A 19153-nucleotide genomic window follows, 5' to 3' on the forward strand; every position below is an offset into this window, starting at 1 on the left:
CGGAGAGAACACATGTCGGACCTGCTGAAAAAGCCCTTTGGGCGCAGAGGAAAAGTGCATGACATAACTCCGGCCAGTGCCGGGTGGCGCTATGTCGGGTTTGGTCTTTACCATCTGCGGGCAGGGGATAGGGTCAGCGAGGCAACCGGCGATCGTGAGGTCATTCTGGTCATGGTTGAGGGCAAGGCCAGCATTACTGGGGCAGGGCAGAATTGGGGTATACTGGGCGATCGGATGAACGTGTTCGAGAAGACGCCGCCGCATTGCCTGTACCTTCCGAATGGTACTGATTGGGCGGCTGTGGCTGAAACCGATTGCGTAATCGCTGCGTGTTCCGCGCCAGGCAAAGGTGGTCACGAAGCGCGCCGGATCGGGCCGGACGGTATCACCCTGACGGAACGGGGAAAGGGCGTGAATACGCGCTATATCAACAACATCGCGATGGAGACCGAGGATTACGCCGACAGTCTGCTGGTGACCGAAGTTTTCACACCCAACGGCCACTGGTCGTCTTACCCCAGCCACCGCCATGACGAGGACGACTATCCACGTATCACCTATCTGGAAGAGACCTATTACCACCGACTGAATCCGGCCAACGGTTTTGGCATTCAGCGGGTCTATACCGATGACGGTCAGTTGGATGAAACCATGGCCGTTTCGGACGGAGATGTTGTGACCGTCCCGCGCGGCCATCATCCCTGCGGCGCGCCTTATGGGTTCGAGATGTACTATCTGAACGTCATGGCGGGACCGCTGCGGAAATGGCGGTTCGTCCCGGCCCCTGAGGTCGAATGGATCATGGAGCGGGACGGATAATCTGTACCAACCCCGCCCCGGGCTTTACCTCTGCGGCGGGGCTCCGAAGGCGCGGATCACCATTCTCGCTGCGGCCTCGACCGGGTCATGGGTTTCTTTCAGGATAGTCACGCGATCGAACCGTTCCGGGTCGCGATTAATCGCCTCGCGCAAGGCGTGGCCGAATGCCATACGTAGCTCTGTTCCGATGTTGAACTTGCAGATCGACGTTTCTCGCGCCAACCGGCTGCGCTGTTCGACCGGCACGCCTGAGCCGCCGTGAATGACCAAAGGCACCTCGGTCGCGGCGTCGATTTCCGCAATGCGCTCTTCGTCCAACCCGCCCTCTTTGTTTTGCTGCAGGTGGACGTTGCCGACCGAGATTGCCATCGCGTCCACACCACTTTCGCGGGCGAAATTTGCGGCCTCGGCCGGGTCTGTGCCGTTCGACCCTTCGCCACCGTAATAGCCCACGAACCCGATCTCGCCTTCGCAGGATATACCGGCCGCATGCGCCATCTCGGCAATGGCGGCGGTTTTGTCGATGTTCTGCTGCAGCGGCTTGCGCGAGCCGTCGTACATCAGCGAGGTGAACCCGCTGTCCAACGCGATCTTGCACTCCTCGAACGTGTAACCATGATCCAGATGTGCCACGACCGGGACCGAGGCGTTCTCGGCCAGGTGGCGGAACATCTTACCCAGAATGGGCAGCGGAGTATGCTCGCGGCAGCTTGGGCCCGCCTGCAGGATCACCGGCGCGTTTTCGGCTTCAGCTGCGGCCACATAGGCGCGCATGTCTTCCCACCCAAGGGTGACAAGGCCACCCACAGCATAACCTTGTTCATACGCCGGGATCAGAACGTCTTTCAGGGTGGCCAGTGTCATTTGAACTTGGCAATCATGTCTTTGATGCCCGGGATCGTTTCGATCTGATAGGCATGGGTGGGTTGAAAAAACTGGACCAGAGAACGCTGTGTAAGACCGCCAAGAATGGTGAAATAATACATCTCGTACCCGGGTAGCACGCAGCAGGGGTGGTAGCCCTTGTCGATGCAGATCGTTGAGCCGTCGACGATGTGATAGGCGTCACCCGGCTCGTTGTCCTCGCGTTGCAACATTTGCAGGCCCGAGCCCCAGTTGGGTTTGAAGCGGAAGTTGTATGTCTCGTCGTGCCGGGTCTCGTCCGGCAGACGATTGGTGTCGTGCTTATGGCTGGGGAAGCCGGACCAGCCGCCTTGGCCAACGGTGAAGAGTTCACTGACCAGTAGACGGCCAACCTTGTCGTGCTGTTTCTGGCCGAGGATGTGCTTGATCTTTCGATGAGTTTTAGTGTCGTCGCTGCCGTATTGAACCAAGTCATGTTCGCGCACGTCGAAAGGGTCCAGCACCTTGTCGTATTTGGCTCCTGCAACGAACACTTCCGTCTCGTCCGACACGCAGACCAGTTGGACCTTGGCACCGACAGGAACGTAAACGCCTTCCGGCTCACCGTCCCAAACGTCTTCGCCCCGGTTGCCCAGCTTGGCGAATTGTACGCCCTCAACGTCAACGTCGACACTGCCGGTGGCTGGAACGATGCAGGTCTCATAGCCCGGCACCTGATACTCGAACGCCTCGCCGTTTCTCAGTTTGACGATGTTAAAGTAATTCAGCGGTACAGTAGGGTCATCGGCGTCAACGATGGGTTTGTTCTGATTGTCAAAGGGCGCGATATGCATGGAAGTCTCCTATGTCGTAGGGCCGGGGTGAGAGGCGAGAAACGCGTCCAGTTCCGGCGATGTTGGCATAGCCGGGGCACACCCGGGTTTTGATACGACGATTGATGCACAGGCCGAGCCGCGCATAACGGCTTCTTTCAGCTCGCTGCCTGCTGCAATTGAGGCCAACAGGCCAGCCATAAAGCTGTCACCTGCGCCATTGGGTTTCACGGCCGTAACCGGATAGATGCCAGTTTCGATTTCTTGCCCGTCAGCAAATGTGACTGCGCCTTTTTCGCCCATCTTGTAAATGACGATCCGGCCCGGTTTTGCGGCCAGTTCCTTTGCCTTGTCCAAGCCCTTGTCGATGCCTCCGGCCATGAACCCGAACTCTTCGTCATTACCGACGATCAGGTCGCTGGCTTCACCTGCGCGCGATAGAACCTCAGCGGCGACCTCCGGGGATGGCCAGCTATACGGGCGGTAGTCAATGTCGAAAATGACCGGCAAATCTGCCTTGCGAGCATTGTCGAACGCGCGAAACGTAGCGCTGCGCGAAGGTTCCGAGGCGAACACCGTTCCGGCAGAGATCACCGCCGAGAACTTACCGTAGTCGACCTCATCCATATCATCTTCGGTCACCTGAAAGTCGACGGCACCGTTTCGGTAGATGACATTCTGAAAATTCTCGATCCGGCTTTCGTAGACGGCCAGCGACATGCGGTATTCGCCACCTACGACCCGGATGTAGGACGTATCGACGCCGTAATGCGCCAGCTTGTTCAAACAGAACCGGCCCACGGCATCATCTGAGACAGAAGTGATCAGCGACGCCTGGCTGCCCAGTTTGACCAGCCCGGCACAGATGTTCGCCGATGACCCGCCCAGATCCGCGTGAAACGTGTTCGCGTCTTCGCTTTTGACGCCAACAGGATCGGCATAAAGGTCCATGCCAGCACGGCCAAAGACCGCAAACCGGTTTCCTTTGATACCGTCTATCAAAGCGTTCACGTCGTTACCTCCGGCAAAAAGGGGCTGGCGAGGATCGTTGGTCCTTGCGTTGAATCGATTCACACGATACTGATTTTGCAACCGGTTGCAAATACATTGTTCGGAGCCGTGACAGATGCCTGAAATCGGAATTGGAATCGTTGGTGGCGGCTATATGGGCAAGGCTCATTCGGTCGCGATGTCTGCCGTCGGCGCGGTGTTCAACACTGTGCTTCGACCGCGTCTTGAGATGGTTTGCGCGTCCAGCCCGGAAAGCGCCGAGCGGTATCGTGCAGCCTATGGTTTCCGACGGTCGACCGAGGATTGGCGCACGCTGGTCAATGACCCGGCGGTCGAGGCCGTCGTGATTGCCTCGCCGCAAACGACGCATCGTCAGATTGCTGAGGCGGCGTTCGCCCTGGGCAAGCCGGTTCTGAGTGAAAAACCACTCGGTTCATCGCTGGAGGATGGTCAAGCCATGGTCGCAGCGGCTGAGGCAGCAGGTGTCACCAACATGGTCGGGTTCAACTATGTCCGGACCCCGGCAACTCAGTTCGCGCGCCAGTTGATTGCGCAGGGAGAACTGGGGGACATCACCTGGTTCCGCGGCGAGCATACCGAAGATTTTTATGCCGATCCCGAGGCCCCGGCGACGTGGCGCACGACCGGAATGGCCAACGGAACAATCGGCGATCTGGCCCCCCACATGGTCAACGGCGCCATGGCCCTGGTCGGGCCGATAGTCGAGATTATGGCCGAGGTCGAAACCGTTCACCACGAGCGTCCTGGCGGTCCTGTGACAAATGATGACCACGCTCAGATCATGTGTCGTTTCGCAAATGGTGCGATGGGGAATATTTACGTCAGTCGGATTTCCACGGGCCGCAAGATGGGCTATGCCTATGAAATATCAGGTACAAAAGGAGCTATCCGGTTCGATCAGGAGGATCAGAATGCCCTGTGGCTCTATCGTCGAGAAGGGCCTGAGGCGGAAAGAGGCTTTACCAAGATCCTGACAGGCCCCGCCCATCCGGACTATGAGCCGTTCTGTCAAGGACCTGGACATGGAACCGGGTATCAGGACCAGATCATCATCGAGGCCAAGGATTTCCTCGAGGCAATTCATACCGGAAAAGCTATTTGGCCAACGTTCCGCGACGGGCATGAGGTCAACCGCGTTCTGGCCGCGGCTTTGGCATCATCCGAGCAGCGGCAATGGAAACAAATCGGCGACTTCTGAGCGCTGAAAACTACAAAAACACCAAAGAGAGATGAGAACCATGGCAAAGCTGAAATGGGGAATGATTGGTGGTGGCGAAGGCAGCCAGATCGGACCTGCGCACCGTTTGGGCGCACTGGCCGATGGGATGTTCGAATTCGCTGCTGGCGCGCTGGATCATCGGCCCGATGTCGGTCGCGAATACGCCCAAAGACTAGGCGTCGCTGCGGATCGTGCCTATGGCGACTGGCAAGAAATGCTGGTGGGTGAAAAGGACCGGGCGGACCGAATTGATCTGGTGACGATCGCCACGCCGAATTCGACCCATTTCGAAATCACAAAGGCGTTTCTTGAAGCCGGGTTCAACGTCCTGTGCGAAAAACCCATGACCATGACGGTAGAAGAGGGGGAAGAGATCGTGCGCGTGGCAGAAACCTCAGGCAAGATTTGCGCGGTGAACTACTGCTATTCCGCTTATCCGATGGTCCGACAGGCCCGAGCAATGGTGCGAGCAGGGGATATCGGTAAAGTCCGACTGGTCGTGACCAATTTCAGCCACGGCCATCACGGCGACGCCACCGATGCGGACAATCCTCGTGTCCGTTGGCGCTACGATCCCGCCATGGCGGGCGTGTCGGGACAGTTCGCCGATTGCGGTATTCACGCGCTGCACATGGCGAGCTTTATCAGTGATGACGAAGTCAAAAGCCTGTCCGCCGACATGGCATCGACAATCTCAAGCCGCGAACTGGAAGATGACGCGATGGTCAACTTCCGCACCGAAGGCGGCGCAGTGGGACGGTTGTGGACTTCGTCAGTGGCTATCGGCCGCCAGCACGGCTTTGACATTCAGGTGTTTGGTGAAATCGGCGGCCTTCGCTGGGCGTCCGAGCAGCCCAATCAGTTGATCTATACCCCGGTGGGTGGCCGAACGCAGATCATCGAAAAAGGCGAAGGCGGGTTGCATGACGAAGCGCAGCGCCTGTCCCGGGTCGCTATCGCGCATCCTGAAGGGTTCCCTCTGGCGGTTGCAAATATCTATTGCGATTTGGCCGACGCGATTGTGGGAAAGGTCCGGGACAGTCTGCCCACGCCGTCCGATGGGGTTCGGTCCATTGCGGCGGTCCATGCCGCGGTCGCCTCGTCCAAGGCAGACGGAGCCTGGACGGACGCCCGCCCGCCGATTTTCCGTTGATCAGAGGCGGGGCCGCAGAGTGCCCCGCTCGATCAAACGACAGGGAAAAATTCGCGCCTCGGGATAGCGCTGTGGGTCTTTCAGCATCTCTTCGACCAGATCGACCGACGATGTGATGATTTGTTTGATCGGCTGGTAAATCGTCGTCAGGTTCACACTTTCCCATCGGGACATCTCCATGTCGTTCAAGCCGATTATTCCGACGTCCTTGCCGGGCTTCAGGCCATGATCCGACAATGCGGACAAGGCGCCGATGGACAGAATGTCATCACCGCAGAAGTACCCTTCTGCCGGATCATCCTTCAACAGCCTCAGCATCTCCTCACGTCCGGCCTCAAATGAATATGCGCCTGCGAACGAGTGAGATACTTCCAGAACAGGGTGTCTCTCGACCTCTTCCATGAAGCCGCGAAATCGGTCCATCGCCGAGGTCGCATCTTTGGGTCCGCCCAGATATCCGATCCGCTTGTAGCCGCGCGCGCGCAGCTCGCGGGCAGCCATACGACCGCATTCGACGTTGTCGATCCCAACCACATGCACCTCGGGTGAGGTCGCCGAGCGCCCAAATGTGTGGACGACGGGAACTCCGGCGTCGTGAAAGGCCTTGGCAAAACTGGGAGGCAAAGTGGACGAAGCAACGATCGCGGCATCGACCGAATATTGCCGCAGCATCCGGACCGAATTGGCCGGTTCCGTTTCATCGGTCAAATTCACGATGAGGGGGCGCAGACCTCGTTCCTGCAAAGCACGCGTGAACTGGTCGAACACTTCAAGGAAGATCGGGTTGTGAAAGTTATTGGAAATCAAGCCGATCAGTTTAGTGCGCCCAGTCGTGAGCGAGGAGGCCAGCGCATTTGGGCTGTACCCCAGTTCTTTCGCGGCCTTTTCAACCTTGCTGCGTGTCTTGGCGGAAACGGACGCACCTTCAGTGAATGTTCTGGAAACGGCGGACCGCGAAACACCGGCCAATGCGGCCACGTCCTTTAGGGTCACAGCCATGATTGGCACCCTCGGTTCAGGGTAAGGCTAACTCGTGAATTCATGGTGAAAGCACTATGCACTATTGCATCGGACTTGCAATCGGTTGCAATGCGTTGGCGCAAAGACGCTGGGTACCGTTGTTCATTGGGAGACTGGTGGGTGATGAGAGACCCGAACTCCCGACATCTTAGTTGCAAACGAAGCGATCTATCCCAACCCGCTCGTACATCAAGGTGTTGTATTCCACTGCCGCCGCCACCATCCTTTTGAAAGATGTCTTGCGTTGCCAGTAGCTTGACACTCTCACAGTCGATAAGGTCCTGCAACACTGCAAGTGTGTTTTGCCCCAAATAAAACCCTGTAATTCAGAAAATGCAGTAGCGTTTGCAGCGGTCGCTACCCGCTGACGGGGGTATGGTGGCAACTGGTTACAAAGTGCATTTAGATACCGTCCCACAAAAATGTGCTGCAAAATCTACGTTAGATCTAAGCGGGCTTTTGTATGATCCGCATCGAATGACCGGACCGAGCCCAAAGCGGACTGAAATGTGCTCGCCAAAATGAATTGCGGCGATAGACATTCTCTTGAGCGGTCTAACCCATCACTAAATGCATTCACCGCCATCGATAACCAGGGCTTGCCCCGTCATAAAAGCGGATTCATCTGAAGCTAAATAGACGATCCCATGGCCAATCTCTTCAACTGTTGCCCATCGACTCATGGGGATCGCCTGCTCGATGTAGCTTTCCAGCTTGGCCCGGCCACCCATCTGCTTTTCGAAGCCTGCATTGAAAGGGGTGTCTACAAATCCTGGACATAGGGCATTGAAACGGATTGCATGGACAGCGTAGTCGGCTGCCATCTGCCGGACCATCGCAACAGCAGCGTGCTTTGTAGTCGCATAGGCGATCATACCCCGGTCATATTGAACCCCAGAATTGGAGGCCGTGACGATCACGCTGCCTCCACCGTGTGATTTCATATGGGGGACGGCTGCACGCGCGGCAATGAAGTGAGCGCGGACATTCAATGCCCAAGAAGCATCCATTCCATCTGGTTCCACTTCTTCCAGCGTTCCTTCGATCTGCAACCCAGCGTGAGAGTGCAACACGTCAAGACAACCGAAGTTTTTAACTGCTTCGTCTATGGTTCTGGTAAGGGCATCGTCGTCGGTCACATCAAGCTGTATGGCAGATGCTTGATTTCCCTGTGCAACGATCGCGGCCACAGTGGCTTCAGCAAGTGTTGCATCGCGATCGGTTACCACAACATGCGCACCCTCTTGTGCCATTGCCATTGAACCCGCCCGACCAATTCCTGATCCCGCGCCCGTCACGAGCGCGACCTTACCTGCAAGCCGCATGTCACTTGGTTCCTTTATTTAATTATTCGATTTTGAGGCGCCTCGGCGCAAAAGCAGCTGCGCTGCAACGAGCAACAAGAGCGACGCGCCCATAACCATAGTGCCGATGGCATTGATCTCGGGCGTTACGCCGCGCCGGATGGATGAGAATATGTAGATTGGCAGGGTTGTTTCTGAGCCAGCTACGAAGAACGCGATGATGAAATCATCAAATGAGAAAGTGAAGCTGAGCAGGAAGCCTGCCAAAATTGCCGGTGCTATCAACGGCAGGGTCACCTGTCGAAAGGTGCCCCAGGGCGTCGCAAAGAGGTCAGCCGAAGCTTCCATGAGCGCGCGGTCCATACCCGATAGCCTTGCACGTACGATGATTATGACCAGCGCCATTGTGAACATGGTGTGTGCGGCGATAAGCGTGGGCATCCCCATGGAAAGTTGCGGGGGATTTGCTCCATCGGGCCATAGGCTTGCAAGAAGCGGGTTTAGCCAACCGAATACGGTGACGAGGGCAATGAGTGTCGCGATGCCGATGACGATACCAGGTATCATTATCGCAATATAAATCATCGCATCAAACAAAGTTCGGAGCCATCCCGTAACCCCTTGTAAAGCGATGGCCGCCATGGTTCCGAGAGTGGATGCGAGGCAAGCAGTTATGAATGCCGCAAGCAGACTGGTCTCGAGCGCGTCCATAACAAATGGGTTGTTAAGCGCTTTACCATACCATTGGGTCGAGAACCCCATAAACTGGCTTGCGTGTCGTCCGGCATTAAAGCTGAAAAGCGCGATGATGCCGATCGGAATATAGAGAAAAAGGTAGACGCAAATCGCGTATAAGCGCATCGGACCCTCACATCAGCGAGACATCTTCGCGCTGGCCACCCAGGCGCGAGATGAATTTCATGTAAATTGAGACAGTGACAAGCATCACGACAACCAGAGTCATTGCGACCGCCGATCCGTACGCCCAGTTCCGAGACTGCAGGAACAGGTCCACCAGCGCATTTCCGACGAAAAAGACCTTTCCGCCGCCCAAGATCGCTGGGATCAGAAACTCGCCCATCAGCAAGATGAAGACCAGCATGCAGCCAGTTGCGATACCAGGTACCGACAAAGGAAGTGTCACCTGACGGAACGTACGCCATGGGGAAGAGCCGAGATCAGCCGATGCTTCCAGAAGGCGTTTATCCAGTTTGTCCAAGCTTACAAAAATCGGGAAAACCATCAGAGGTAGATACCCATAGACAATTCCCACAAGCACAGCGAATGGCGTATTTATCAGGCGCACATCGTCGATGCCGATCGACTCCAGTAAAGCGGGCAAGCCACGCCCCCCAAGGATGAAAATCCAGGCGTATGACCGGATCAGGATCGATGTCCAGAACGGCACGATCACCAGGATCAACAGTGAAGTTCTCCACTTTGGTGAACAACGCACCGCAAGAAAGTAGGCGAGCGGGTAGGCAATTACCAACGCAGCGATGGTTCCCAGAGGTGCAAGGATCAAAGTGTTCTTAAACGCCGTCCATCGCGCAGGAAGGTTGGCATATTGTTCCAACGTGAACGCTGGAACGTAGCCTCCGGCGGCACCCCGTTCGCCAAAGGAAAAGACGAAGACGACCAGCAGAGGAAGGGCAAGCATTACCAAAAGCCATATTCCTGCTGGAGCCAGCAACAGTGCTTTTCTGCCTCGTTCGGTCATATTGTCCTCGTCTTTTCCGATATTGGCGGCCTTGCCGCTTAGGCCGACTTGAAGCGGGCGAGCAACTCGGCACGGTTTGGATCGGTCAGCGTAGCCGCTGCGCCGAACTCGAGCGCATTCAGAAGGTCAGCTGCCGGATAAAGGATCGGATCTTCCAGCAGTTCCTTCGGCAGCAACGCATTGGTGCGAGCATCAGCCGATGGATAGCCATGAGCGAGGACTTCCTTCGCATTAACTTCCGGGTTCAGCAGGAAGTCGATCAAGGCATAAGCGGCATCCATATGGGGTGCACCCTTAGGAATAGCGTAGTAGTCGGACCAGAGTTCACCGCCCTCAGTTCCCAGAACGTAGGCGATTTCAGGCATGTCGACATTCATCTGCTTACCGTCACCTGTCCAGCACATCGTCATCCAGGCGTCACCGTTACGCATCGGTGGCTGATAATCCGACGAGATTGCAAACAGATGTGGTTTGGCATCCAGCAACAATTTCTCGGCATCCGCCAGTTCCTTCTCATCGACCGAGTTGAAGGAGTAGCCGAAGTATTTCAGGGCATTACCGATGGTGGTTAGTTGGTAATCATGCACCATTGTCCGGCCTGAGTAACTTGCCATAGTCAGGTCCCAGAACTCTTTCCATGTGGTCGGAGTCGGAGCGCCGTCAAGCTTGCTGGTATTCACTGCAAAGCCAGTTGTGCCCCAGTTTTTTGGCACCGCGTAAAGCTGGCCATCGACAGAACCGGCATCCGAAAAGCGCTGTTCGAATGAACCTGCGTCGTAGTTTGGCAGTTTGGACGTATCGAGCGGGATGATCAGATCTTCACCCACATACGTAGTGATCGTGTAGTTAGTTGGAACGAAAACGTCCCAGCCAGACCCTCCAGCCTGTAGTTTTGCCAACATCTCTTCGTTCGAGCCAAAAACATTGACCTGAACATGGGCGCCAGTGGCTTCCGTGAAGGCTTCGAAGTTCATCTCGTCATGATAGTTCGGCCACGTGGCGAGGATCACTCGGTCGCCAATGTCTCCGGCAGCAAATGCCGGGCGTGGACGCAACCCAGGCATGGCCGTGCCCAGAACGGCCGTTGCCATCCCAAGACCTGTCACGCCTAAGAAATGTCGCCGTGTAACCGAACCCTTTTGGTACCGGCGAAGCTCTTCCATGAACTTTTGCTTGGAAATAGTCCCATTATCCTTGGTCATTGTGAACCTCTCTGTTGTTGGATTGCGGGATTTGTTATTTTTCCAGGATCAGCAGTGCGCCTTCGCCCCATGAAACAAAGGCTTGCTCTCCTGCATTGAACGTCCCCTCGTTCAATTCCGCTTGCCTTGGCACAAGTACGTGGAAATCACCCAGTGCTTCGTTGCGCGCAAGGTATTCTGTGTGCTCCCCAAGGAAGATCCGATTTTGAATGGTAACTGGCAGAGCGATTTCAGCTGCGGGTAGCGCGCGGGTCAGCGTGATCTGTTCTGGGCGGATACTAACGCACACTTCCTGCCCTGCATCTATTGGAATCTCCGGAGTTCCGTGCACCCTTTGGCCACTCGCTAAACGCACGGTGATTTGGTCGGCTGCTGAGTCAGTCACAGTTGCATCAAAGAAATTTGAGGTGCCTACAAATCCAGCCACGTAGCGGCTGCGGGGCATGTCATAGAGTTCGCGTGGGCTGCCAACCTGCACAATACTGCCGCCTTCCATCACACAAATTCGGTCGGACATTGAAAGCGCTTCTTCTTGGTCGTGCGTGACGAGGACAAAAGTTATTCCCAGTTGTCGTTGCAGGTTCTGCAGTTCAAACTGCATTTCTTTTCGAAGCTTTCGATCCAGAGCAGCCATTGGTTCATCAAGCAGCAAAAGCTTGGGCTCGTTTACGATCGCACGCGCCAAAGCGACGCGTTGCTGTTGACCACCAGACATCTCCCAGATGCGACGTGGGCCAAACCCACCAAGACGGACAGTTTCCAGCGCTTGCTCAACCTTTGTCGTGATTGTTTGTTTGTCTACGCGTGGTCGTTGTTGGCGCAGGCCGTACGCAATGTTGTCGAACACGCTTAGGTGAGGAAAAAGAGCATAGTGCTGAAACACCATGTTGACTGGGCGATGGTGCGCATCCAAGTCGTTGACGACTTCTCCATCGAGCAAAACCTGACCTTCGGTTGGCTTCTCGAAACCTGCCAACATTCTAAGCGCAGTGGTTTTGCCGCAACCAGATGGGCCTAAGAACGACAGGAACTCTCCTTTCCCAATGGAAAGATTCAGGTCTTTGGCGGCGACCACATTCCCGAAGGTCTTGGTCACTCCTCGGAGTTCCGCAATCGTCTGCATGGTGACGCTCATGTCAAAGCTCATATACTGCCGTTTTCCTTTTGCTTGATTTTTTGGCATTTGTTGGCATACCACTCAAACAAGGAAAAAGTAACAATAACTCGGAATAACTGTATATACCACAATTGGGGTATAGAGGTGCTTTTCGAAAATCTGGAGCGGCGTGTGTACGATTGGATGGAAGAGGCCGGCAGGGTCGTGGAGAAGATCGGAACCCCAGAATTTCCATGTGCTTTGGCAGATGGCTTACGGCAGGTCGCACCATTCGATTTTACGGTGGTGTTTGGTCATGTCGGAACCGAAGCACCAATAGACCTTCACGACGATTTCCCCAAAGGCAAACGGCGTATTTTTGTTGAGGACTACCAAGCCGGGCCCTACGTACTTGATCCATTTTTTTTGGCCGCGACAAAACCAATTACACCGGGTCTGTACCGCATGCGCGATATCGCACCGGACAGGTTTTATCAGGGCGAATACTATCGCAGCTATTACAAAAGGACTGGGTTAGCGGAGGAGATTGGCTACTTTGTCGATATCCCGAGCACTGGGATGGTTGTGGTCTCGCTCATGCGAGCTGAGAAGCCTTTTTCCGCCAAGGAAATTCGTCATTTGCACGCTCTATGGCCGCTCGTTCGGGCAGCCTGTTGCAAACATTGGCGTGACTTTCCAACGATAGCCCGCGGCGCCGCCGCGAATGGCGTTAGTCGTCGCGTCGATCTAGCATTCCAGGCATTTGGCGATGGCGTTCTGACGCCACGAGAACGAGAAGTCGTTGAGTTCACATTGAAGGGCCATTCGGCAGAAGCTGTTGGCACAATTCTCGGCATCTCTCCAGGCACAGTCCGCATCCATAGACGCAACATTTACGCGAAACTTAGGATCAACTCGCAGGGTGAGCTTTTTTCAAAGTTCATTGAAAAGGCGCTTTAAAAGTTTCCTTAAACACCCACTTTATCCGTTTTGCCGACCTTGCTACCTTGTGACCCGGAAAGCACCAACCATTTGGACGGCACTGTCTGATAGCCAAGGAACCCAAAGGGAGAGGGTTGGGACGCCCGGGACCCATGTCGAGCTAAATTAATACCCGAAAACGCTTTCGGGCCATTGTCTATCTTACCGGATCAGCCGTTTTAAAAATGGCGTCAAGATACGAAAGGCAAAATTTCATGGACGCACCAGTTATCCAGTTGATTTTTATGCTCATCTTGCTGGTTGTCGTGATCTGGCTTTATATCCTGCCGATCACGATGGCAGGGCGGCGCAACCGATCTGGTTTGATCTGGTTCCTGATCGGTCTGGTTGGATCACCCCTTTTGGCTATTCTTTTGCTGCTGGCTCTGGGTGACGCACCCGAACAACCAACAACCTAATTTTGGGACGATACCATCTGACACTCAAAAGGGCTTAACCCGAGAGTATCTGGACGCCCGTGAGCCATAACGTCCTGCTTAGCGTGTAATAAGGGTGCCAATTGAGATACTATGCTTCCGTAAGTGAAGACAACTATTCTTTCTCACTCTCCACAACCGTGTACTGTAAACCCAAGGTCGGCCGATTTGATTGGAGAACCACAGACCGCTTTGTCCGCAAAGTCGACGTTCAAGCAAGTTGCAGCGAACGACCGCATTGAGCCCAATGCGGAACAAGTGCAGCGACAAAGCACTGGACGCGAAGATTGTATGACCACGTTGTTTTACGCCCTAGACTTAATCGCACAAATCCGAAGCTTCTATTGAATTCTGGGGCTTCCGTTTAAACTTGCACTGCGTGGAAGATAAATCAGGTTTTTCGGTTTGCTTCAGTACAGGAAGGCTTCGATACGTTTTGAACCAAAAACTCAACCCTACTATTTTCTTGCTTCGCCATGGTGAAACCGAATGGAATTTTCAAAAACGACGTCAAGGTCGGCAGAATTCGCCCTTGACCAAGCGAGGGGTCGCTCAGGCAGTGGCGAGTGCAAAAAGACTAAGGCACCGCCTATGCAGCCGTCACCCTCTGACGGTATTTTCAAGCCCACTTGGTCGAGCGGTACAGACGGCTTCCATCGTTGTCGAGGAACTTGGCCTCCCCCCGGAAGCCATCGAGTATGAAACCAGTTTGATGGAATGCAGTTTCGGGCGATGGGAAGGCTTGGCGGAAAACGAGATCAAAAGACGATTTCCCCAAGAATGGGAGGCGCGTTGCGCTGACCGTTGGAACTGTTCCGCACCGGGCGGAGAGTCTTATGCTGACGTACATGACCGGGTTTCTTCTTGGTATTCCAGCAAGTCTTTTGAGGGGGCTGTCATAGTTGTTGGCCACGGCTTAACCCTGCGCGTCTTTCGAGGGATTTACTTGAACTTGCCTTCAGAAGAGGTTTTTGAATTGAACGAACCTCAAGATGGTTTCATCGAGTTGCGATGCGGACATTCAACCTTCGTTGAAAACTGAGGCTTTGATGTTTGGCGCTCGTCCCAAGAGATCAGATTTCCGCTGGTTTCAAGCCTAGATAGCAATTTCTGAATGAAAGGGTTAGGTCGGTTTTCCAGAGCAAAGTAGCTATCGACCTGAGTCTGGATAAAGTACGCGGTATCGGCTCAAGGTAGCAACTCGCGGATTGATTTGTTCTTTCTAGGATTGCTTTTTAGTTCGAGGAGCAAGTCTTCCAGCTCTGGCTGTTTGAGTGCTTTCGCAGCACCCTTGGGCGAGAACCAATGCCTTTTTCTTTGGTGCCTTTCCTTCCACCGGCGCTTCACCTTATCGACGTAGAGAGGGTAGACCGTGGCTTTCACTTGGACACTGGTTCCGTCGTTAAAAACCTTGGCGTACTCAAACTCACCGATCGGCTTGCGGGAAATTGTACCTTCTACCCCAGCCTCCTCCAACGCTTCAATTTCCGCCGCGCGCCAGTCTTGCTCGCCGTCCATCGGCCAGCCCTTGGGCATGATCCAGCGCCCTGTGTCACGTGACGTTATAAGGAGCACCTTGAGGCGGCCGCCGAACAATTGCAGAGGCAATGCTGCAACTTGTTTTGTACGCTGATCCACTATGGTTCTCGCCCTCCACAGCAGGTTGAAGTGATGATGTGATCGATCCTTTCCGATTGTGACTGGCAGAAACACAAAAAACGTCACGAATTAGCGACGCAGAATTCACCCGTTTTCGATTTGCCATCCCAGGCCTAAATCCGACAGATGCCTTTGAACCCGGCCGGGGTAGTCAGATACGATTGCATCCACGCGCAGGTCGATCATCCTGCTTATATCTTCGTGCTCATTGACCGTCCAAACGGCAACACATAGGCCCAGATCTTTTGCGCGCGCCACATTTTCAGCTGTTGCATCAGCGTAGTACGGGCACCAAAGCGAACCGCCAGCTTGCTTGACCAAATTTGGAATTTCATCGCGACGACCGCGAAGGTCTGGGCAAACCGCTTTCGAGGAATCCTCGCCCACATCGTCCTCGTTTTCCGGAAGCTGCGTAAGGTAAGAAGACGGCATATCCGGAGCCTGTCGCTGGCATTCTTCTAAAAGGTTCCAGTCAAAACTGTGCAAAACCGCGCGCATAGATAGACCTTTGGCGCGAACCTCTTGGAGAACTCGCCCAACAAAGTTCTCTCGATACACTGCATCGTGAGCCAGGTCAGGATCCGACTTCAGTTCAAGCATCAGATAGGCATTGCCGTATTTTGGTTCGGCGACCAAATCGAGCAAATCTATCAGCCTTGGGACACGAACACCGTCCAGTTGCGCCTGATCTGGGAAGCGTTGACCATAGTCAGAATGCCCGTCTAACCGTCCAATATCGAATTGCTGGATTTGGTCGAAAGTCAGAGATGAGACTTTCGGCTCCTCTCCAGAAAGAAACAGGCCATTGGCGTCGCGAAAGCCAGATGCGTGCAGACGATGATTGTGGGTAATAACCGGAACGTCATCAGCCGTCAGAACGACATCGAATTCAAGAAGCGGTACGCCAATGGACAGCGAGAAGTCGAAGCCAATCATGCTGTTTTCAGGCAAAACGCCTCTTGCCCCTCGATGGCCCACGACCCGGATCAGGTTTTCTCCACCACGAAAGGCTTCGACTTGAGGAAACGCCATTAGCCGTCCAGCCTTTCGCCGGTTGATTGGTCAAACAGATGCATGTGTTCTGGGTCGACCGAAAACCGCATGTTCGGATGCCTGCCTTCGATCGGATGGACGCCTGGAAGGCTTATCGTGATCGCTCCGCCGACGCCCGCGAGTTGACCGTGCAACAGAGTGTTGGCCCCTAACGGTTCTGCCATCTGAATCGCTGCTTCCAGCGGACCATTATCATCCAACAGCAGGTGCTCTGGGCGAATCCCCAGATTCAACGCGGTATCAGGACCTGCAGATCGGCCGACTGAAATTTCACCGATCTTGATCGTCCCGTTTTCACGCAAGGCGTCAAACACATTCATCGCAGGGCTGCCAATGAACTGTGCCGCGAACAGAGTTCTGGGCGTTTCGTAAACCTCCAACGGCGTTCCAATCTGCTCGGCAATGCCACCATTCATCACGATCATCCTGTCGGCCATCGTCATGGCCTCGACCTGATCGTGGGTCACATAGAGCGCCGTGATCCCCAGCTTTTCTTGGAGTTCGCGAATTTCCAGACGCATCTGGACCCGCAGCTTGGCATCAAGGTTTGAGAGCGGCTCATCAAACAGGAAAACTGCTGGCTCGCGGACAATAGCCCGACCCATCGCCACCCTCTGACGCTGACCACCTGACAACTGTCTGGGTTTGCGATCCAGCAAGGGTTCCAGCTGCAACAGCTTGGCGGCCTCGGTCACTTTCTGATCAATCTGGACCTTCGGCAACCCGGCGATTTTCAGGCCATATCCCATGTTCTGGCGCACAGACATATGTGGGTAGAGCGCATAGTTCTGGAAGACCATCGCGATGTCACGATCCATCGGCTCTTTGTCGTTGGCTCGTTCCTCTCCAATTCGGATTTCGCCATCAGTCACGGTTTCAAGTCCCGCAACCATCCGCAACAGCGTGGACTTGCCGCAGCCCGAAGGCCCAACGATCACGATGAACTCACCATCAGCAATATCGATATCGATGCCGTGGATGACGTCCGTTGGGCCAAAGCTCTTTTTGACGTTCTCTAGGGTTACTGTTGCCATTTCTTACTTCTCGCTATCGACAAGGCCACGGACAAAGAGCTTTTGCATCGACACCACCACGATGACCGGTGGGATCATTGCCAGAATTGATGTGGCCATGATGACCGGCCATTCGGCCACATCATCGCCGGACGGGAACATCTGTTTGATGCCCATCACAATGGTGTTCATTTCAGGGTCGGTGGTGATAAGCAGCGGCCAAAGGTATTGGTTCCAGCCATAGATGAACAGGATTACGAATAGCGCCGCAATATTGGTCCTGCTCATGGGTACAACGATATCAATGAAGAACCGCATCGGGCGAGCACCGTCGACTCGCGCTGCTTCGGCCAGCTCATCTGGGATGGTCAGAAAGAACTGCCGGAACAGGAACGTCGCCGTAGCCGAAGCGATAAGTGGGAAGATTAATCCGTAATAGCTGTTGAGCATACCGAAGCCGGCAACAACTTCAAAGGTTGGAACGATACGGACCTCTACCGGGAGCATAAGGGTCAGGAAGATCAGCCAAAAAAACGTCGTGCGCCCGGGAAATCGGAAATAGACAATCGCAAAGGCTGACAATAGTGAGATTACGATCTTGCCCACCGCAATACCAATGGCCATCACGAGGCTGTTGAACAACATTGTAGCGACCGGGACATTCACACCGGAAAACAGCGCGGCCTTGTAGTTTTCCCAGAACTGGTCACCCGGCACCAACGGCATAGGCGGTGACACGATCTCTGGCTGAGTGACAGTCGAGGCGACAAATGCCAGCCAGATTGGGAAAAAGACGATCAGCACTCCAAGGATCATCAATGCGTGGGTCAACCAGATCCCCATCCCGCGTTTTTCGACCATTCCGTGTTGTTGGGCCGCCATCAGTAATGCACCCTTTTTTCCACGTATTTGAATTGGATGACGGTCAACAGGCCGACGACGATAAGCAAAATGACCGACTGCGCCGACGATGAGCCAAGATCCTGCCCAACGAACCCGTCCGAGAAGACTTTGTAGACCAGAATAGTCGTCGCTTGCTGCGGCCCGCCTCCGGTGATCGTGTGGATAACGCCAAAGGTTTCAAAGAAGGCGTAGACGACATTCACCACCAGCAGGAAGAATGCAGTCGGAGACAACAGCGGCAGCACGATCGTGAAGAACCGACGCCAGAAGCGCGCGCCGTCGATTGCAGCGGCCTCAATCACGGACCTTGGAACTGACTGCAATGCCGCGAAGAAAAACAGGAAGTTATAGCTGATGCGCCCCCAGGCCGAGGCGACAACAACCAGCCCCATGGCCTCGGTTCCGTTAAGGACATGGTTCCAGTCATAACCGAGTTGGCCGAGGTACCACGAGACGACGCCAACGCGTGTGTTGAACATGAACAGCCAAAGCACGCCTGCGACCGCAGGGGCAACGGCATAGGGCCAGATCAGCAACGTCCGGTAAACGCCCGATCCTTTGATCAAGCGGTCCGCGATGACCGCCAGAAACAACGCCGGTATCATCGAGCACAATGTGACGAGCGTTGAAAACACTGCCGTCGTTACGAAGGAGGCTCGGTAGAATTTATCGCTCAGCAGGAATTCAAAGTTGCCGAGTCCCACGAACTGGGACGACAGCCCAAAGGGGTCAGGTATGAACAGAGATTGCCAAACAGCCTGGCCTGCGGGGTAAAAGAAGAAAACGGCGGAAATGATGACCTGAGGGGCAATCAGCGCCAATGGCAAAAGCCAGCCGCGGAAGGTGACGCGTTTTTCCATCCTGAT

General features: G+C 54.8%; 20 protein-coding genes. 6 read left to right on the forward strand and 14 right to left on the reverse strand.

The genetic code is table 11. The annotated features are described in order from the left end of the window. Positions 1 to 12: 12 nt before the first annotated feature. Complete coding sequence (gene iolB / locus ACT2B1_RS04590; RefSeq protein WP_171241480.1) at positions 13 to 819, forward strand: 5-deoxy-glucuronate isomerase; 807 nt, start codon at positions 13 to 15, stop codon at positions 817 to 819. A gap of 24 nt (positions 820 to 843) precedes the next feature. Here the strand turns inward: iolB and ACT2B1_RS04595 are convergent, their stop codons facing one another. The 3 genes from ACT2B1_RS04595 to ACT2B1_RS04605 are packed head-to-tail and all read right to left on the reverse strand — an operon-like array spanning position 844 to position 3446. Then, positions 844 to 1683 carry a class II fructose-bisphosphate aldolase gene (locus ACT2B1_RS04595; RefSeq protein ID WP_481668648.1) on the reverse strand — a complete coding sequence of 280 codons (840 nt, stop codon included), beginning with the start codon at positions 1681 to 1683 and terminating at the stop codon, positions 844 to 846. Further along, positions 1680 to 2516 carry a 5-deoxy-glucuronate isomerase gene (locus tag ACT2B1_RS04600; RefSeq protein WP_481668649.1) on the reverse strand — a complete coding sequence of 279 codons (837 nt, stop codon included), beginning with the start codon at positions 2514 to 2516 and terminating at the stop codon, positions 1680 to 1682. Before ACT2B1_RS04600 ends, ACT2B1_RS04595 begins: the two co-directional genes overlap by 4 nt. A gap of 9 nt (positions 2517 to 2525) precedes the next feature. Next, the gene (locus ACT2B1_RS04605; RefSeq protein ID WP_481669001.1) at positions 2526 to 3446 is read right to left on the reverse strand and encodes a PfkB family carbohydrate kinase; all 921 of its coding nucleotides are present in this window, start codon (positions 3444 to 3446) and stop codon (positions 2526 to 2528) included. Between the two features lie 175 nt (positions 3447 to 3621). Between ACT2B1_RS04605 and ACT2B1_RS04610 the strand changes: the two genes are divergently transcribed. Together ACT2B1_RS04610 and ACT2B1_RS04615 are read left to right on the forward strand one after the other, a co-directional pair. Further along, the gene (locus ACT2B1_RS04610) at positions 3622 to 4725 is read left to right on the forward strand and encodes a Gfo/Idh/MocA family protein (protein WP_481668650.1); all 1104 of its coding nucleotides are present in this window, start codon (positions 3622 to 3624) and stop codon (positions 4723 to 4725) included. A 40-nt stretch (positions 4726 to 4765) separates the two neighbouring features. After that, on the forward strand, positions 4766 to 5899 hold the full coding sequence (locus ACT2B1_RS04615) for a Gfo/Idh/MocA family protein (RefSeq protein WP_171125436.1): 1134 nt from the start codon (positions 4766 to 4768) through the stop codon (positions 5897 to 5899). On the opposite strand, the gene ACT2B1_RS04620 is transcribed toward ACT2B1_RS04615, so the two are convergent. The 6 genes from ACT2B1_RS04620 to ACT2B1_RS04645 form a co-directional block, all read right to left on the reverse strand. Next, complete coding sequence (locus ACT2B1_RS04620) at positions 5900 to 6898, reverse strand: LacI family DNA-binding transcriptional regulator (RefSeq protein WP_481668651.1); 999 nt, start codon at positions 6896 to 6898, stop codon at positions 5900 to 5902. 587 nt (positions 6899 to 7485) lie between these two features. Next, complete coding sequence (locus ACT2B1_RS04625) at positions 7486 to 8244, reverse strand: SDR family NAD(P)-dependent oxidoreductase (protein WP_171241484.1); 759 nt, start codon at positions 8242 to 8244, stop codon at positions 7486 to 7488. A gap of 18 nt (positions 8245 to 8262) precedes the next feature. Continuing rightward, positions 8263 to 9084 (reverse strand): ABC transporter permease, encoded by an 822-nt coding sequence (locus ACT2B1_RS04630; RefSeq protein WP_171241485.1) that lies wholly within the window; start codon positions 9082 to 9084, stop codon positions 8263 to 8265. A 7-nt stretch (positions 9085 to 9091) separates the two neighbouring features. After that, on the reverse strand, positions 9092 to 9943 hold the full coding sequence (locus tag ACT2B1_RS04635) for an ABC transporter permease (protein ID WP_171125429.1): 852 nt from the start codon (positions 9941 to 9943) through the stop codon (positions 9092 to 9094). 38 nt (positions 9944 to 9981) lie between these two features. Next, entirely contained in the window at positions 9982 to 11145 is a 1164-nt protein-coding gene (locus ACT2B1_RS04640; protein ID WP_171127110.1) for an ABC transporter substrate-binding protein, read from the reverse strand. Positions 11146 to 11179: 34 nt separating this feature from the next. After that, positions 11180 to 12280 carry an ABC transporter ATP-binding protein gene (locus ACT2B1_RS04645; RefSeq protein WP_254447418.1) on the reverse strand — a complete coding sequence of 367 codons (1101 nt, stop codon included), beginning with the start codon at positions 12278 to 12280 and terminating at the stop codon, positions 11180 to 11182. A 153-nt stretch (positions 12281 to 12433) separates the two neighbouring features. Here ACT2B1_RS04645 and ACT2B1_RS04650 point away from each other — a divergent pair, with 153 nt between their 5' ends. From ACT2B1_RS04650 to ACT2B1_RS04660, 3 genes are all read left to right on the forward strand, one after another. Beyond that, positions 12434 to 13201, forward strand: coding sequence for a helix-turn-helix transcriptional regulator (locus ACT2B1_RS04650; protein WP_481668652.1), 768 nt, complete (start codon positions 12434 to 12436; stop codon positions 13199 to 13201). Between the two features lie 236 nt (positions 13202 to 13437). Next, positions 13438 to 13641: a hypothetical protein gene (locus ACT2B1_RS04655; RefSeq protein WP_058283652.1), complete on the forward strand. Its 204-nt coding sequence runs from the start codon at positions 13438 to 13440 to the stop codon at positions 13639 to 13641. Between the two features lie 454 nt (positions 13642 to 14095). Further along, a complete protein-coding gene (locus tag ACT2B1_RS04660) occupies positions 14096 to 14701 on the forward strand; it encodes a histidine phosphatase family protein (protein ID WP_481668653.1) in 606 nt (201 codons plus the stop codon). A 146-nt stretch (positions 14702 to 14847) separates the two neighbouring features. Here the strand turns inward: ACT2B1_RS04660 and ACT2B1_RS04665 are convergent, their stop codons facing one another. From ACT2B1_RS04665 to ugpA, 5 genes are all read right to left on the reverse strand, one after another. Beyond that, positions 14848 to 15297, reverse strand: coding sequence for an NUDIX hydrolase (locus ACT2B1_RS04665; RefSeq protein WP_171123589.1), 450 nt, complete (start codon positions 15295 to 15297; stop codon positions 14848 to 14850). A 105-nt stretch (positions 15298 to 15402) separates the two neighbouring features. Then, complete coding sequence (locus ACT2B1_RS04670; protein ID WP_481668654.1) at positions 15403 to 16350, reverse strand: glycerophosphodiester phosphodiesterase family protein; 948 nt, start codon at positions 16348 to 16350, stop codon at positions 15403 to 15405. Further along, positions 16350 to 17405: a sn-glycerol-3-phosphate ABC transporter ATP-binding protein UgpC gene (gene ugpC, locus ACT2B1_RS04675; protein ID WP_171125965.1), complete on the reverse strand. Its 1056-nt coding sequence runs from the start codon at positions 17403 to 17405 to the stop codon at positions 16350 to 16352. Before ugpC ends, ACT2B1_RS04670 begins: the two co-directional genes overlap by 1 nt. A 3-nt stretch (positions 17406 to 17408) precedes the next feature. Then, positions 17409 to 18245, reverse strand: a complete 837-nt coding sequence (ugpE, locus tag ACT2B1_RS04680) for a sn-glycerol-3-phosphate ABC transporter permease UgpE (protein ID WP_171123913.1) — start codon at positions 18243 to 18245, stop codon at positions 17409 to 17411. Positions 18246 to 18265: 20 nt separating this feature from the next. Continuing rightward, on the reverse strand, positions 18266 to 19147 hold the full coding sequence (ugpA, locus tag ACT2B1_RS04685; protein WP_155150415.1) for a sn-glycerol-3-phosphate ABC transporter permease UgpA: 882 nt from the start codon (positions 19145 to 19147) through the stop codon (positions 18266 to 18268). Between the last annotated feature and the right edge of the window lie 6 nt (positions 19148 to 19153).

The organism is Ruegeria sp. S263, assembly GCF_056780525.1.

What these genes read in the sequence shown, in the direction of transcription:
- iolB (WP_171241480.1), top strand. Translation starts at nt 13, where the DNA reads ATGTCGGACCTGCTGAAAAAGCCCTTTGGGCGCAGAGGAAAAGTGCAT.
- ACT2B1_RS04605 (WP_481669001.1), bottom strand. Translation starts at nt 3,446, where the DNA reads ATGGACCTTTATGCCGATCCTGTTGGCGTCAAAAGCGAAGACGCGAAC.
- ACT2B1_RS04625 (WP_171241484.1), bottom strand. Translation starts at nt 8,244, where the DNA reads ATGCGGCTTGCAGGTAAGGTCGCGCTCGTGACGGGCGCGGGATCAGGA.
- ugpE (WP_171123913.1), bottom strand. Translation starts at nt 18,245, where the DNA reads ATGGTCGAAAAACGCGGGATGGGGATCTGGTTGACCCACGCATTGATG.
- ACT2B1_RS04630 (WP_171241485.1), bottom strand. Translation starts at nt 9,084, where the DNA reads ATGCGCTTATACGCGATTTGCGTCTACCTTTTTCTCTATATTCCGATC.
- ACT2B1_RS04635 (WP_171125429.1), bottom strand. Translation starts at nt 9,943, where the DNA reads ATGACCGAACGAGGCAGAAAAGCACTGTTGCTGGCTCCAGCAGGAATA.
- ACT2B1_RS04610 (WP_481668650.1), top strand. Translation starts at nt 3,622, where the DNA reads ATGCCTGAAATCGGAATTGGAATCGTTGGTGGCGGCTATATGGGCAAG.
- ACT2B1_RS04615 (WP_171125436.1), top strand. Translation starts at nt 4,766, where the DNA reads ATGGCAAAGCTGAAATGGGGAATGATTGGTGGTGGCGAAGGCAGCCAG.
- ACT2B1_RS04620 (WP_481668651.1), bottom strand. Translation starts at nt 6,898, where the DNA reads ATGGCTGTGACCCTAAAGGACGTGGCCGCATTGGCCGGTGTTTCGCGG.
- ACT2B1_RS04655 (WP_058283652.1), top strand. Translation starts at nt 13,438, where the DNA reads ATGGACGCACCAGTTATCCAGTTGATTTTTATGCTCATCTTGCTGGTT.
- ACT2B1_RS04645 (WP_254447418.1), bottom strand. Translation starts at nt 12,280, where the DNA reads ATGAGCGTCACCATGCAGACGATTGCGGAACTCCGAGGAGTGACCAAG.
- ugpC (WP_171125965.1), bottom strand. Translation starts at nt 17,405, where the DNA reads ATGGCAACAGTAACCCTAGAGAACGTCAAAAAGAGCTTTGGCCCAACG.
- ugpA (WP_155150415.1), bottom strand. Translation starts at nt 19,147, where the DNA reads ATGGAAAAACGCGTCACCTTCCGCGGCTGGCTTTTGCCATTGGCGCTG.
- ACT2B1_RS04640 (WP_171127110.1), bottom strand. Translation starts at nt 11,145, where the DNA reads ATGACCAAGGATAATGGGACTATTTCCAAGCAAAAGTTCATGGAAGAG.
- ACT2B1_RS04595 (WP_481668648.1), bottom strand. Translation starts at nt 1,683, where the DNA reads ATGACACTGGCCACCCTGAAAGACGTTCTGATCCCGGCGTATGAACAA.
- ACT2B1_RS04670 (WP_481668654.1), bottom strand. Translation starts at nt 16,350, where the DNA reads ATGGCGTTTCCTCAAGTCGAAGCCTTTCGTGGTGGAGAAAACCTGATC.
- ACT2B1_RS04600 (WP_481668649.1), bottom strand. Translation starts at nt 2,516, where the DNA reads ATGCATATCGCGCCCTTTGACAATCAGAACAAACCCATCGTTGACGCC.